We start from the raw sequence: 13876 nt of genomic DNA on the forward strand, positions 1-13876 counted from the left end.
GCGAACCGTCGGCACCCGCACGCCCCACCGCACCGCAGCACCCGAGGAGCACACCAGCCCATGGCGCGTCGCCCCGCGACCCCCGACCTGCCGCCCGACGACCTCGTCGAGCGGATCGTCGACGTCGACGTCACGACGGAGATGGAGGGCTCGTTCCTCGAGTACGCGTACTCGGTCATCTACTCGCGCGCCCTGCCCGACGCGCGCGACGGGCTCAAGCCGGTGCAGCGCCGGATCGTCTACCAGATGGCGGACATGGGGCTGCGGCCCGAGCGGCCGTACGTGAAGTCGGCGCGCGTGGTCGGCGAGGTCATGGGAAAGCTGCACCCCCACGGCGACACGGCGATCTACGACGCGATGGTGCGCCTCGCGCAGCCGTTCTCCCTGCGCCTGCCGCTGGTGGACGGCCACGGCAACTTCGGCTCGCTCGACGACGGCCCCGCGGCCTCGCGCTACACCGAGGCCCGGATGGCGCCCGCCGCGGTGGCGATGACGCAGGGGCTCGACGAGGACGTCGTCGACTTCGTCCCCAACTACGACAACAAGCTCAAGCAGCCGGGCGTGCTGCCCGCCGCCATCCCGAACCTGCTGGTCAACGGCGCGACCGGGATCGCGGTGGGCATGGCGACCAACATGGCGCCGCACAACCTCGTCGAGGTCGTCGCCGCGGCGCGCCACCTGGTCACGCACCCCGACGCCACGCTCGAGGACCTCATGCGGTTCGTCCCGGGTCCGGACCTGCCGACTGGCGGCAAGATCGTGGGCCTCGACGGCGTGCGCGACGCCTACCGCACCGGCCGCGGAGCGTTCCGGACGCGGGCCACCGCCCGGATCGAGAACGTCACACCGCGCCGCAAGGGGATCGTCGTCACCGAGCTGCCGTACACGGTGGGCCCGGAGAAGGTCATCGAGAAGATCAAGGAGGGCGTGCAGTCCAAGAAGCTCTCCGGGATCTCCGACGTCGTCGACCTCACGGACCGCGCGCACGGGCTGCGGCTGGTCATCGAGGTCAAGACCGGGTTCGACCCCGAGGCGGTGCTCGGGCAGCTCTACCGGCACACGCCGCTGGAGGACTCCTTCTCGGTCAACAACGTCGCGCTGGTGGACGGGCAGCCACGCACCCTCGGGCTGGTCGAGCTGCTGCGGGTGTGGGTCGAGCACCGCCTCGACGTCGTGCGCCGCCGCACGTCGTACCGCCTGACCAAGCGGCAGGAGCGCCTGCACCTCGTCGAGGGCCTGCTGGTCGCGATCCTCGACATCGACGAGGTCATCCAGGTCATCCGCACGTCGGACGACGCGGACACCGCCCGGGGTCGGCTGCGGTCGGTCTTCGACCTGTCCGAGCCGCAGGCGGAGTACATCCTCGAGCTGCGGCTGCGCCGCCTGACGAAGTTCTCGCGCATCGAGCTGGAGAAGGAGCGCGACGAGCTGATCGACGAGATCGCGCGCCTGCAGGCGATCCTCGGTGACGACGCCCTGCTGCGCACCGTCACCTCGGACGAGATGGCCGAGGTCGCGGCGACGTACGGCACCCCGCGCCGGACCGTGCTGCTGGAGAGCGCCGGCGGGACGAGCCTCGCGGGTGCCGCGGGCGCACCGACCTCGGCCAAGGGCGCACCCGCGTCGCTGGAGATCCCCGACACGCCCTGCTGGGCCCTGCTGTCGGCGACGGGCCTGCTGGCACGGACGTCCGAGGACGTCGAGCCGGCACGCGGTGACGGCACCGTCCGCAGCCGCCACGACGTCGTCGCCTCGGCCGTCGCGACCAGCGCACGCGCCGAGATCGGTGCGCTGACGTCGGCAGGGCGCGTCGTGCGCCTGTCCGTCCTCGAGCTGCCCACGCTGCCGCCGACCGACGGCCCGCCGTCGCTGTCCGGCGGGCTGCCGGTGGGCGAGGCGGTCACGCTCGGCAAGGGCGAGCGCGTCGTCGCGCTCGCCCCGCTCGGCGACGACGCTCCCCCGCTGGCGCTGGCGACCGCCCAGGGCGTCGTCAAGCGCGTGACGCCCGGCGACGTGCCGACCAAGGGCGACGAGTGGGAGGCGATCTCCCTCAAGGACGGCGACGAGGTCGTCGGCGCGGGCCTCGCGGCGGACGACGACGAGCTCGTGCTGGTCTCGTCGGACTCCTCGCTGCTGCACTTCCCCGGCGCCCAGGTGCGTCCGCAGGGCCGCGGCGCCTTCGGGATGGCCGGCATCAAGCTCGCCGCCGGCGCCCGGGTCGTGGCCTTCGCCGTCGTGCGTCCCGGGGACGACGCGGTCGTCGTGACCGTGTCGGGGTCGTCCGCCGCGCTGCCCGGCACGCAGACCGGGTCGGCCAAGGTGACGCCGTTCTCCGCCTACCCGGGCAAGGGGCGTGCCACGGGCGGCGTGCGCTCGCACCGGTTCCTCAAGGGCGAGGACACGCTCCTGCTCGCCCACGTGGGACCCGCGCCCGCGCGTGCCACCGGCTCGGGAGGTCAGCCGGTGGAGCTCCCGCCGGTCGACGAGCGCCGTGACGGGTCGGGCGTCGCGCTCGCGGCACCCGTGCACGCCGTGGGCTGACGTCGGCCGCGCCGCAGCGCCTACCGTGGAGCCGTGGCTGCCACGCTCGACCTGCCCCGGTCCGTCCTCCTCGCGCTGTGGCTGACGTCGGCCGGTGAGACCGACGCGGCCGTGTCCGCCGTCCAGCACGACGACGAGCCGCACACGGTCGACGTGGACGGCGAACCGCTGAGCCTCACCGACTGGGTGCGCTGGCTCGGCCGCCCCGTGGACGAGGCGGCCGCGCTGCTGCCCGTCCCGGGTGAGCCCGTCGCCGCGCCGCCGGCGGTGTCCGGCCCCGCCGTGGACGCGGGCGAGTGCGTGCTGCTGCGTGCCGGCACCCGGCTGCTCGCCGCCGTCCCGGACGTCCGACGGTTCGGCTCGGACCTCGAGCCGGGTCACCTCGTGACCTGGCGCGTCACCACGGTGCCGGACTGGCGGACGGCGGTGTGGGCGCAGGTGGGCACGCTCGAGGACGCCGAGCGTGACCTGCGCCGCGGGCTGCTGACCGCCACGGAGGCGCTGGTGCAGCTCGGGGTCGAGCGGTGGCGCCCCGACGCGGCCGACACCATCGCCCAGGTGCGCGACGGGGCGCTGCCCGAGCGGCGGCTGCCGCGCCGCGTCGACGCGCAGCGCCTGCGTGTGCTGTCGAGCGCGGCCCGGCTGCGCGGCATCGTCGCGCTGGCCGCTCAGGACGACGGCGGCGCGGTGAACACGTGGCAGGCCGACCAGCGGGCCACCGCGCTGCGCGAGGTCGACCGCGTCGCGCGCCGGGCGATGGCGGCGGCCGCCACCGCGCTGACGCGCGACTGAGTGCCCGGCTCAGCCCTGCAGCACCCCGCGGTACACCTCGAGCGTCCGCTCACCGATCGCGTGCCACGAGAAGTGGTCCTCGACCCGCCGGCGTGCGGCGGCGCCCCAGCGTGCGGCCCGCCCGACGTCGGACACGGCGTCGGCGAGCGCGGCGCCCAGGTCCGCGACGAACGCGTCCGGGTCGACGGGTGTCCCGGTGCCGTCCTGCACCTGGTCGATCGGCACGAGCAGGCCGGTGACGCCGTCGACGACGACCTCGGGGATGCCGCCGGTGGCGGTGCCGACCACGGGCAGACCCACGGCCATGGCCTCGAGGTTGACGATGCCGAGCGGCTCGTACACCGAGGGGCACGCGAACACGGTGCCGTGCGCGAGGACGGCCACCAGCTCGTCGCGCGGCAGCATCCGGTCGATCCAGACGACGCCCGCCCGTCGCGTGCGCAGCTCGTCGACCAACCTGGTGACCTCGGCGAGGATCTCCGGCGTGTCGGGCGCACCGGCGCACAGCACGACCTGCACGTCGGTCGGCAACGTCTCGACGGCCCGCAGCAGGTACGGCAGGCCCTTCTGCCGCGTGATGCGGCCGACGAACACCACCGCCGGGCGGTCGGGGTCGATGCCCAGGTCCTGCACGACGCGGCGCGCACGGGCCAGGCCCTCGTCCGACGTGGGCCGCTGCCACCCGTCGAGGTCGATGCCGTTGTGCACGACGTGCACCCGGTCGGGGTCGACCGCCGGGTACGAGCGCAGGATGTCCTCGCGCATGCCGCCGCTGACGGCGATGACGGCGTCCGCCGCCTCGTACGCGGTCCGCTCCACCCAGGACGACAGCGCGTAGCCGCCGCCGAGCTGCTCGGCCTTCCACGGGCGCAGGGGCTCCAGGCTGTGCGCCGTGAGCACGTGCGGGACGTCGTAGAGCAGCGCCGCGAGGTGCCCGGCGAGGTTCGCGTACCAGGTGTGCGAGTGCACCAGGTCGGTGCCGCCGTCGGCGGCGTCCCGGCCGATCCCGTCGACGATCGCCAGGTCGACGCCCATGGTGGCGAGCGCGGCGTTGGCCCCGGCCAGACCACCCGGCACCCCGTAGCCGTACGTCCCCGGCTCCGCGACGGGCTCGTCGAAGCTGTGCACCCGCACGTCCACGAGCTCGCGCAGGACGGCCGTCAGTCCGGCCACGTGGACACCCGCACCCCCGTACACGTGGGGTGGGTACTCACGGGTCAGCAGGTCGACGCGCACCGGTGCCTCCAGTCGTGACCGGCGGGTGGCCGGTCGTCTGAGCGACACGCTAGCGCTCGGACCCGCGTGCTCCTCGCTGCGAGCGCCCCTTCGGCCTAAGTTGGTCGCATGCCAGCGCCGCGTGTCCTCGCCATCGTCCTCGCCGGAGGGGAGGGCAAGCGCCTGATGCCGCTCACCGCGCACCGGGCGAAGCCCGCGGTCCCCTTCGGCGGCAGCTACCGCCTCGTCGACTTCGCCCTGTCGAACGTCATCAACTCGCACTACCTGCACGTGATCGTGCTGACCCAGTACAAGTCCCACTCGCTGGACCGGCACGTGTCCAAGACGTGGCGGATGTCGTCGCTCCTGGGCAACTACGTCGCGGCCGTGCCGGCGCAGCAGCGTGTGGGCAAGCACTGGTACCTGGGCAGCGCGGACGCGATCTACCAGTGCCTCAACATCATCGACGACGAGCGCCCCGACATCGTGGTCGTGGTCGGTGCCGACCACGTCTACCGCATGGACTTCTCCCAGATGGTCGACGCCCACATCGAGTCGGGCGCCGAGCTGACGGTGGCCGGCATCCGGCAGCCGATCGACATGGCCGACCAGTTCGGCGTCATCGAGACGGTGCCGGGCGACCCCTCGCGCATCGCGGCGTTCCGCGAGAAGCCGTCGGACCCGACGCCCGTCCCCGGCTCCCCGATGGAGATCCTCGCGTCGATGGGCAACTACGTCGCGAACGCCGACGCACTCGTGCAGGCCGTGACCGTGGACGCCGAGGACGTGAACTCCCGCCACGACATGGGCGGCGACATCGTCCCGTGGTTCGTCGAGCGCGGCACCGCAGGCGTGTACGACTTCATCCGCAACGACGTGCCGGGCTCCACCGACCGTGACCGCGACTACTGGCGCGACGTGGGGACCCTGGACTCGTACTACGACGCCAACCACGACCTCATCTCGGTCGAGCCGGTGTTCAACCTCTACAACGACGCGTGGCCGCTGTACACGGGCTACACCGGCCTGCCTCCGGCCAAGTTCGTCCACGCCGGCGCCGGCCGGCTCGGGCACGCCGCCGACTCGATCGTCTCCCCCGGGGTCGTCGTGTCAGGCGCAACCGTGTCGGGCTCGATCCTCTCCCCCGGCATCCGGCTGCACTCCTGGGCCCAGGTGACTGACTCGGTGCTGATGGACGGCGTCCAGGTCGAGCGGTACGCGCAGATCCACCGCGCGATCCTCGACAAGAACGTCATCGTCCCCGAGCGGGCGCGCGTCGGGCTGGACCACGAGCACGACCGCGCGCGCGGGTTCACCGTGACCGACAGCGGGATCACGGTGGTCCCGAAGGGCACGGTCATCACCGACTGACGGCGCGCCGCCGGTGCGGGTCGGGCCGGCGGCAGCACGTCATGCGGACGGGGTCGCACGTCAGGCGGACGGCGGCGCCCGTGCCCGGCCGCGCCCGCTAGCCTGCGGGCGTGGAGACCCGCACGGCCGCTGCCCGCCTCGTCGTCATGGACATCGACTCGACGCTCATCACCGGCGAGGTCGTCGAGATGCTCGCGGCCCGTGCCGGGTCGCTGCCGCTGGTGGCGGCGATCACGGAGCGCGCCATGCGCGGCGAGATCGACTTCGCGCAGTCCCTGCGCGAGCGCGTCGCCACCCTGGAGGGTCTGCCCGTCACGGTCTTCGACGACGTGCTGGCGGAGGTCGAGCTGACGCCAGGCGCGGCGGAGCTCGTCGCCGAGCTGCAGGCCCGCGGCTGGCCGGTCGGTCTGGTGTCGGGCGGGTTCCTGGAGGTGGCACGCCCGCTGGCGGCGCGGCTCGGGATCACCCGGGTCAACGCCAACCGCCTGGAGGCCCGCGACGGCGTCCTCACCGGGCGGGTCGCCGGACCGGTCGTCGACCGGGCGGCGAAGGCCGCCACGCTGACGGCGTGGGCCGCCGAGCTGGGGCTGCCGATGACCCGGACCGTGGCCATCGGGGACGGCGCCAACGACCTCGACATGCTGGCGGCGGCCGCCACCGGGATCGCGTTCAACGCCAAGCCGGTCGTGGCCGGCGCCGCCGACGTCGCGGTCGCCGGGCGGCTGGACGCGGTGCTGGCGCTGGAGCCGTTCGCCGCCTGAGGAGGGCGGGCGGCGCTCGGTACACCTGCCGCCGCCGGTCAGGCCGGGTGGTCCAGGTGGACCAGTCGCAGGGCGCCCGGCGCCGTCGCCGTCCACGGACCGTCGAGCTCGAGGACCGACCAGGCCGCCGTCGGCACACCCATGCGGACGCGGGCCAGCACCAGCTCGTCCGAGCCGGGCCCTGCCAGCGTGGCCGCGGCGTGCGACACCGTCGGCTCGTGGCCGACGACCAGCACCGTCACCGCGTCGTCCGGCACCGCCTGGACGAGGGCCACCAGGTCGCCCGTGGACGCGTCGTAGAGCTCGTCGCTCACGGTGACCGTCGCCGGCGCCGCCCCCGCGGCGCTCAACGCGGCCCGGGCGACGTCCCACGTCTGACGCGTGCGCAGTGCGGACGAGCAGAGCACGTGCGTGGGCGCGAGGCCCGCGGCGGCCAGCGCGCCGCCCACGGCCGTGGCCTGGCGCCGACCGACCAGGGCGAGCGGACGCCCGTGGTCAGGGACGCCACCGGCCGGTTCGGCCTTGGCATGGCGCAGGAGGACGAGACGGTGCGGGGTCACCGCACCAGGGTGCCATCGCCCGCGGTGCGACGAGCGCGCGCCCGCGGCGGGACGGACGTGACGTGCGCGACGGCCGGCACCGTACCGCCCGCCCGCGTGCCGCGGTGCGACGTCGCGCGCCGCCCTGCGTCTCTCACAGCCCCATGGCGTGCACGCCGCCGTCGACGTGCACGATCTCGCCGGTCGTCGCGGGGAACCAGTCGGACAGGAGCGCGGCGACCGCACGCGCGGTGGGCTCGGGGTCCGTGACGTCCCACCCGAGCGGTGCACGCTCCGGCCAGCCGCCCTCCATCGACTCGAAGCCCGGGATCGACTTGGCCGCCGTCGTCCGGATCGGGCCGGCGGACACGAGGTTCACGCGGATGCCCGCGGGACCGAGGTCACGCGCCAGGTAGCGGGCGGTCGACTCGAAGGCGGCCTTCGCCACACCCATCCAGTCGTAGACGGGCCAGGCGTAGCGCGCGTCGAACGTCAGGCCCACCAGGGCCGAGCCGCGGGTCAGCAGCGGCTGCGAGGCCACGGCGAGCGACTTCAGCGAGTACGCGCTGACCTGCAGCGCGGTCGCGACGTCGGCCCACTCGCCGGCCAGGAAGTTCCCGCCCATGACCGACTGGGGCGCGAAGCCGATGGAGTGGACGGCACCGTCCAGGTGGTCCGTGTGCTCGCGCACGCGGTCCGCGAGCGCGTCCAGGTCGTCCTGCGACGTGACGTCGAGCTCGACCACGGGCGCCGCCTGGGGCAGCCGGCGCGCGATCACCTGGGTGAGCCGCATCTGGCGTCCGAACGAGGTGAGCACGACCTGTGCCCCCTGCTCCTGGGCCAGGCGCGCGACGTGGAACGCGATGGAGCTGTCGGTGAGGACGCCGGTGACGAGCAGGGTCTTGCCCTCGAGCAGTGCCATGGTCCGCGTGCCTTTCGTTCGGGGTGCGCGTGCGTCGTGCGCCCGCGCGGAGGGTCGGAGAAGGGCTCAGTGCCCCATGCCCAGGCCGCCGTCGACGGGCAGGACCGCGCCGGAGACGTACGCGGCGTCGTCGGACGCGAGGAACTGCACGGCGGCGGCGACCTCGTCGGCCTGCCCGAAGCGCCCGGCGGGGATCGCACCGAGGTAGGCCTGCTGCCGGTCGTCGGGCAGCGCCCGCGTCATGTCGGTGTCGATGAACCCCGGGGCGACGACGTTCGCGGTGATGCCGCGCCCGCCCAGCTCGCGGGTGATGGAACGGGCCATGCCGACGAGCGCCGCCTTGGAGGAGGCGTAGTTGACCTGGCCGGGCGACCCGTACATGCCGACCACGGACGAGATGAGGACGATGCGACCGCGACGCATCCGGATCATGCCCTTGCTCGCCCGGCGCACCACGCGGAAGGCCCCGGTGAGGTTGACGTCGACGACGTCGGCGAAGTCCTCGTCGGTCATGCGCAGCAGGAGCTGGTCGCGCGTGACGCCGGCGTTGGCGACGAGCACCTCGACGGGTCCGTGCGCGGCCTCGACGTGCGTGAACGCGGCGTCGACCGAGGCGGTGTCGCGGACGTCGCCGATGACCTCGAGCACACCGTCGGGGGCACCGCCCGACCGGACGATCGTGGCGACCCGGTCGCCCGCGGCGACGAACCGCTCCGCGATGGCGCGGCCGATGCCACGGTTGGCGCCGGTCACCAGCACGCTGCGCGGGGTGCGCGCGGCGGCGTCGGGGGCGGGGGTCGTCTCGGGTGTCGTGGCTGGCACGGGACACGACGCTAGCCGACGGCGACCGTGGGCACGGGGGTGCGCGCGGCCACGAGTTGCGCCCCCGACGTTGTGGGAGACCCACAAACTGTGCGCCCCACCACGTCGCCCCGCCCCACGTCCCGTGCACGCCTACCATCGGACGGTGAGGACTCGTCGTCGCACCGAGCACGCCGGTCCGCAGGTGCATCGCATCACCTCGGCACCGACGGCGCTGGCCGACGACCTCGCGCGCCGCCAGCGGCGGTACCTGTGGCAGATGGGCGTGCGCGTGCTGTGCTTCGTGGCCGCGGGCCTGCTGTGGTCGCACGTGCCCACCGCGGTGTCGATCGCGCTGGTCGCCGCCGCCGCGGTGCTGCCGTACGTGGCCGTGCTGCTGGCCAACGCAGGACGGGAGCGACGTGAGGAGCCCGGCGTCTACTACGAGGCGCGGGAGATCGGCGGCGCGCAGCCGCACGACGAGCTGGGAGACGGACGGTGACGATGGCGACGCCCCCGCAGGGTGCCGTGCCCGACGTGGTCGGGGAGCTCGTGTGCAGCGCACGCGGCTGCCGCACCCAGCCCGCCTGGGGCGTGCTGTGGAACAACCCGCGGCTGCACACGCCGGCACGGCGCAAGGTGTGGCTCGCGTGCGAGGCGCACCGCGAGCACCTGTCCGACTACCTGCGGGTGCGGGACTTCCTGCGGGACGTCGTCCCCGTCGACGAGCTGGAGCGATCGGACCCGTGAGCCTGCTGCACGAGGACGAGCACGCGACCTCCGGCCGGGTACCGACGGACGACGCCGGGGCGGGCGCCGCCCCGGGCGCACCCCCGACCGCCGCCGCCCTGCGCGCGGCCGCTCGACGCCGGGCCGTCGGGCTGGTCGTGCTCGCGGTCGCCGTCGCGCTCACGTGCACGTTCCTCGGCCGCTGGCAGTGGAACCGCCACGTCGCGCGTGACGCCGCGATCGCGGTCGTCGAGGCGAACTACGCGGCGCCGCCCGCGGACCTCGCCGACGTCGTCGCGGACCCCGACGCCCCGCTGCCGGAGGCCGACGCGTGGCGCTCGGTCGAGGTCCGCGGCCGGTACGTGCCGGACGCGGCGGTGCTGCTGCGCAACCGCCCGGTGGTGCCCGGCACGCCCGGCTACCACGTGCTGGTCCCCCTGGTCGTGCAGGACGCGGCACCGGGCTCCTTCGGGGCCCCGGTCGACGCCGGGCGCGTGCTGGTGGTCGACCGGGGCTGGGTGCCGACGGGCGCGGACGGGTCGGTCGACGTCGACGTGCCCGCACCGCCGGCCGGGGACGTCACCGTGACCGTCCGGCTGCGGCCGGGTGAGCCGGTGAGCAGCCGCAGCGCCCCGGACGGCCAGGTGCAGGCCATCGCGCCGACCCAGGTGCTCGCGGCCGCCGGCGTGGACGGTGAGCCGTACGCGGCCTACGGCGGGCTGGTGCGCGAGGACCCGGCCGCCGACGAGCCGCTCGGCGCGCTCGCCGCACCGAGCACGGACCCCGGCTCGCACCTGTCGTACGCGTTCCAGTGGTGGGTCTTCGCCCTGGGCGGGCTCGTCGCGTTCAGCGTCGCCGCGCGCCGCGAGTGGGTGGCGGCCCGCGCGCTCGGGGACGCGGCACCCGCCCCGCACCCCGCCCGACCTCGCCGGGCGCGAGGGCGGGACGAGATCGACGAGGACGCCGAGATCGAGGCGCAGCAGCGCCGCGACCTGCAGGCTCAGGCCAGCGCGATGAGGTCCAGGTAGTCCTGGCTCCACAGGTCCTCGTCGCCGTCGGGCAGCAGCAGGACCCGTTCGGGCTCGAGGGCCGCGACCGCGCCCTCGTCGTGGCTGACGAGCACGACGGCGCCCTGGTAGCCGCGCAGCGCCGCGAGGATCTCCTCGCGCGACGCGGGGTCGAGGTTGTTCGTCGGCTCGTCGAGCAGCAGCACGTTGGCGCTCGACACCACGAGGGTGGCCAGCGCGAGGCGCGTCTTCTCCCCGCCGGACAGCACACGCGCCGGCTTGTCGGCGTCGTCGCCCGAGAACAGGAACGAGCCGAGCACCGAGCGCACCTGCGTGTCGGTGAGGTCGGGAGCCGCGGTGCGCAGGTTCTCCAGGACGGTGCGCGACAGGTCGAGCGTCTCGTGCTCCTGCGCGTAGTAGCCGAGCTTGAGACCGTGGCCGGCCTTCACCTCGCCCGTGTCGGGCTCCTGGAGCCCGCCGAGCATGCGCAGCAGCGTCGTCTTGCCGGCACCGTTGAGGCCCAGCACGACGACCTTGCTGCCCCGGTCGATGGCCAGCGAGACGTCCGTGAAGACCTCCTGCGAGCCGTACGACTTCGACAGCCCCTCGGCCGTCAGCGGCGTGCGGCCGCAGGGCGCCGGCTCGGGGAACCGCAGCTTGGCGACCTTGTCGTTGACGCGCACGGCGTCGAGCCCCGACAGCATGCGCTCCGCCCGGCGCGCCATGTTCTGCGCAGCGACCGCCTTGGTGGCCTTCGCCCGCATCTTGTCGGCCTGGGCCAGCAGCGTCGCGGCCTTCTTCTCGGCGTTCGCCCGCTCGCGCCGCCGACGCTTCTCGTCGGTCTCGCGCTGCAGCAGGTACGCGTCCCAGCCCAGGTTGTACTGGTCGAGCTGCGAGCGGTTCGCGTCGAGGTGGAACACCTTGTTCACCGTGGCGCGCAGCAGCTCGACGTCGTGGCTGATGACGACGAACCCGCCGGGGTAGGACTTGAGGTAGTCCCGCAGCCAGACGATCGAGTCGGCGTCGAGGTGGTTCGTGGGCTCGTCGAGCAGCAGCGTGTCCGCACCGGAGAACAGGATGCGTGCCAGCTCGACGCGGCGCCGCTGCCCGCCGGACAGCGTGCCGAGCTCCTGGCCCAGGACGCGGTCGTCGAGGCCGAGCGCCGCCGTGATGCGGTGGGCCTCGCTCTCGGCCGCGTAGCCGCCGGCCGCGGTGAAGCGCGCCTCGAGCCGCGTGTACCGGTCCATGGCCTTGTCACGCGTCGCGTCGTCGGCCGAGGCCATCGCGCCCTCGGTGTCGCGCATCGACGCGAGGACCGCGTCCAGGCCGCGCGCGGACAGCACGCGGTTCATGGCGAGCTGCGTCAGGTCGCCCGAGGCCGGGTCCTGCGGCAGGTAGCCGACGTCCCCCCCGCGCGAGATGGTCCCGCCGGTCGGCTGGGTCTCGCCCGCGAGCGTCTTGGTCAGCGTGGTCTTGCCCGCGCCGTTGCGGCCGACGAGCCCGATGCGGTCGCCGGAGGCGATCCGGAAGGTCGTCGGTTCCAGCAGGACGCGGGCGCCGACGCGCAGCTCGACGCCCGAAGCGGTGATCACGGGGTGGTTCCTCGGTTTCCTACGAGAAGACCGGGTGGGTTCTGGCCCCCGGCACAAACGCCGTCCATCGTACCCAGCGCTAGCGTGGCCGGAGGTCGGGCTCCCGGCCGCACCGGCGTCGTCGCGCGTCCGCCCGCAGGCGGCCGACCCGACGACCGTCCACCCCACCGGCCGGAGACGCCCATGTCCAGCACTTTCCCGCACGACGACGGCGCGCGGACCGTGTCGCCCGTGCCCGGCTCGGTCGTCGCCGAGGTCCTCGGCGACCCTCCCGCACCGCGGACCGTGCGCCGTACCAGCACGGACGTCGCGCTCGTGGCCACGTTCGCGGCGTTCGTCGCCGCCTGCGCGCTGGTGCCGGCGATCCCGACGGGGGCGGGTGTGCCCATCACGCTGCAGACGTTCGGGGTCGTCGTCGCGGGGCTCGTGCTCGGCGCGCGACGCGGGTTCCTCGCCGTCCTGCTGTACCTGGTCGTGGGTCTGGCCGGTGTGCCCGTGTTCGCCGAGATGACCGGCGGGCTCGGTGTGCTGGGCAAGCCGTCGGTCGGCTACCTGCTGGCGTTCCCCCTCACCGCGGCGGTCGCCGGGTGGCTCGGCGGGCTCGCGCTGCGCGCCCGCCCGGCGTGGCGCTACCCGCTGCTCGTCGCCGCGGGCCTGGGGTCGTCCGTCCTCGTGACGCACCCCGCGGGCGTCGTCGGGCTGATGGCACGCCTCGGCCTGGGCCCCGCCGAGGCGCTCGCGATCGACGTCGTCTACTGGCCCGGCGACGTGGTGAAGAACGTCCTGGCGGCGGCCGTGACGCTGGCGGTGCTGCGCGCGTTCCCCGACCTGCGCGGCGGCCGGCGCGCGGCGTGATCGAGCTCGACGCGGTCGAGGTCACCGCCTGGTCCCCCGACCCCGCCGGTGGCCCGGACCGCGTCGTGCGGCTGCTGGGGCCGGTGTCGCTGCGCCTGGCCGAGCGGCGGGTGGCCGTCGTGGGGGCCAACGGCTCGGGCAAGTCGACGCTGGCGCGCCTGCTCAACGGGCTGGTGCTGCCGTCGGCCGGGTCGGTGCGCGTCGACGGCCTCGACACGGCGACCGACGGGGCTGCGGTCCGACGGCGGGTGGGGTTCGTGTTCACGGACCCGGACGCGCAGATCGTGATGCCCACGCCGGCCGAGGACGTCGCGCTGTCGCTGCGCCGCACCGTGCCTGACGCCCGCGAGCGCGAGGCGCGCGCGATGGACGTGCTCGCGCGCTTCGGCCTGGCGGACCGCGCGCACGTGTCCGTGCACGCGCTGTCGGGCGGGCAGCGCCAGCTCCTGGCCCTGGCCGCGGTGCTGGCGACCGAGCCGGCCGTGCTGGTCTGCGACGAGCCGACCACGCTGCTGGACCTGCGCTGGCGCACGCACGTGGACGCGCTGCTCGCGTCGCTGGAGCAGCGGGTCGTCGTGGTGACGCACGACCTGGAGGCGGCCGCACGTGCCGAGCGCGTGCTCGTGGTGGACGACGGCCAGGTCGTCGCCGACGACGCGCCGGGACCTGCCCTCGCCCACTACCGGGACCTCATGGGCGCGTGCGACGCCGAGGTCGTGCGGTGAGCGGACCGCGGCGCGCCCGGGCGCGG

General features: G+C 74.6%; 14 protein-coding genes. 9 read left to right on the top strand and 5 right to left on the bottom strand.

The window, feature by feature from the left end:
* Positions 1–60: 60 nt before the first annotated feature.
* Together J1G43_RS11155 and J1G43_RS11160 are read left to right on the top strand one after the other, a co-directional pair.
* A complete protein-coding gene (locus J1G43_RS11155) occupies positions 61–2541 on the top strand; it encodes a DNA topoisomerase (ATP-hydrolyzing) subunit A (protein ID WP_207342089.1) in 2481 nt (826 codons plus the stop codon).
* Positions 2542–2574: 33 nt separating this feature from the next.
* A complete protein-coding gene (locus J1G43_RS11160) occupies positions 2575–3333 on the top strand; it encodes a hypothetical protein (protein WP_207371430.1) in 759 nt (252 codons plus the stop codon).
* Positions 3334–3342: 9 nt separating this feature from the next.
* Here J1G43_RS11160 and glgA read toward each other — a convergent pair whose 3' ends face one another.
* Positions 3343–4569 carry a glycogen synthase gene (gene glgA / locus J1G43_RS11165; protein WP_207378442.1) on the bottom strand — a complete coding sequence of 409 codons (1227 nt, stop codon included), beginning with the start codon at positions 4567–4569 and terminating at the stop codon, positions 3343–3345.
* A gap of 108 nt (positions 4570–4677) precedes the next feature.
* Between glgA and J1G43_RS11170 the strand changes: the two genes are divergently transcribed.
* Together J1G43_RS11170 and serB are read left to right on the top strand one after the other, a co-directional pair.
* Entirely contained in the window at positions 4678–5919 is a 1242-nt protein-coding gene (locus tag J1G43_RS11170; protein ID WP_207342092.1) for a glucose-1-phosphate adenylyltransferase, read from the top strand.
* Between the two features lie 110 nt (positions 5920–6029).
* The gene (serB, locus tag J1G43_RS11175; protein ID WP_207378443.1) at positions 6030–6680 is read left to right on the top strand and encodes a phosphoserine phosphatase SerB; all 651 of its coding nucleotides are present in this window, start codon (positions 6030–6032) and stop codon (positions 6678–6680) included.
* A gap of 38 nt (positions 6681–6718) precedes the next feature.
* Here serB and J1G43_RS11180 read toward each other — a convergent pair whose 3' ends face one another.
* From J1G43_RS11180 to fabG, 3 genes are all read right to left on the bottom strand, one after another.
* Positions 6719–7240, bottom strand: a complete 522-nt coding sequence (locus J1G43_RS11180) for a histidine phosphatase family protein (RefSeq protein ID WP_207342094.1) — start codon at positions 7238–7240, stop codon at positions 6719–6721.
* A 133-nt stretch (positions 7241–7373) separates the two neighbouring features.
* The gene (gene fabI, locus J1G43_RS11185; protein ID WP_089798800.1) at positions 7374–8141 is read right to left on the bottom strand and encodes an enoyl-ACP reductase FabI; all 768 of its coding nucleotides are present in this window, start codon (positions 8139–8141) and stop codon (positions 7374–7376) included.
* 66 nt (positions 8142–8207) lie between these two features.
* A complete protein-coding gene (gene fabG, locus J1G43_RS11190) occupies positions 8208–8963 on the bottom strand; it encodes a 3-oxoacyl-ACP reductase FabG (protein WP_207371429.1) in 756 nt (251 codons plus the stop codon).
* A 145-nt stretch (positions 8964–9108) separates the two neighbouring features.
* On the opposite strand from fabG, the gene J1G43_RS19630 reads away from it, so the two are divergent.
* From J1G43_RS19630 to J1G43_RS11205, 3 genes are read left to right on the top strand one after another with little or no spacing between them, the layout of a single operon-like run.
* Positions 9109–9444, top strand: a complete 336-nt coding sequence (locus J1G43_RS19630; protein WP_249670860.1) for a DUF3099 domain-containing protein — start codon at positions 9109–9111, stop codon at positions 9442–9444.
* 2 nt (positions 9445–9446) lie between these two features.
* The gene (locus J1G43_RS11200) at positions 9447–9692 is read left to right on the top strand and encodes a hypothetical protein (protein WP_207371427.1); all 246 of its coding nucleotides are present in this window, start codon (positions 9447–9449) and stop codon (positions 9690–9692) included.
* A complete protein-coding gene (locus J1G43_RS11205; RefSeq protein ID WP_307859553.1) occupies positions 9689–10699 on the top strand; it encodes an SURF1 family protein in 1011 nt (336 codons plus the stop codon). Before J1G43_RS11200 ends, J1G43_RS11205 begins: the two co-directional genes overlap by 4 nt.
* On the opposite strand, the gene J1G43_RS11210 is transcribed toward J1G43_RS11205, so the two are convergent.
* Entirely contained in the window at positions 10672–12270 is a 1599-nt protein-coding gene (locus J1G43_RS11210) for an ABC-F family ATP-binding cassette domain-containing protein (RefSeq protein WP_207342099.1), read from the bottom strand. The two genes, J1G43_RS11205 and J1G43_RS11210, sit on opposite strands and share 28 nt — an antisense overlap.
* Positions 12271–12453: 183 nt before the next feature.
* Between J1G43_RS11210 and J1G43_RS11215 the strand changes: the two genes are divergently transcribed.
* On the top strand, positions 12454–13125 hold the full coding sequence (locus J1G43_RS11215) for a biotin transporter BioY (RefSeq protein WP_207342100.1): 672 nt from the start codon (positions 12454–12456) through the stop codon (positions 13123–13125).
* Entirely contained in the window at positions 13122–13850 is a 729-nt protein-coding gene (locus tag J1G43_RS11220; RefSeq protein ID WP_207371426.1) for an energy-coupling factor ABC transporter ATP-binding protein, read from the top strand. The genes J1G43_RS11215 and J1G43_RS11220 overlap by 4 nt, the downstream gene beginning before the upstream one ends.
* Positions 13851–13876: the final 26 nt, after the last annotated feature.

This window comes from Cellulomonas sp. zg-ZUI22, assembly GCF_017353535.1.
Lineage (GTDB): Bacteria > Actinomycetota > Actinomycetes > Actinomycetales > Cellulomonadaceae > Cellulomonas > Cellulomonas wangleii.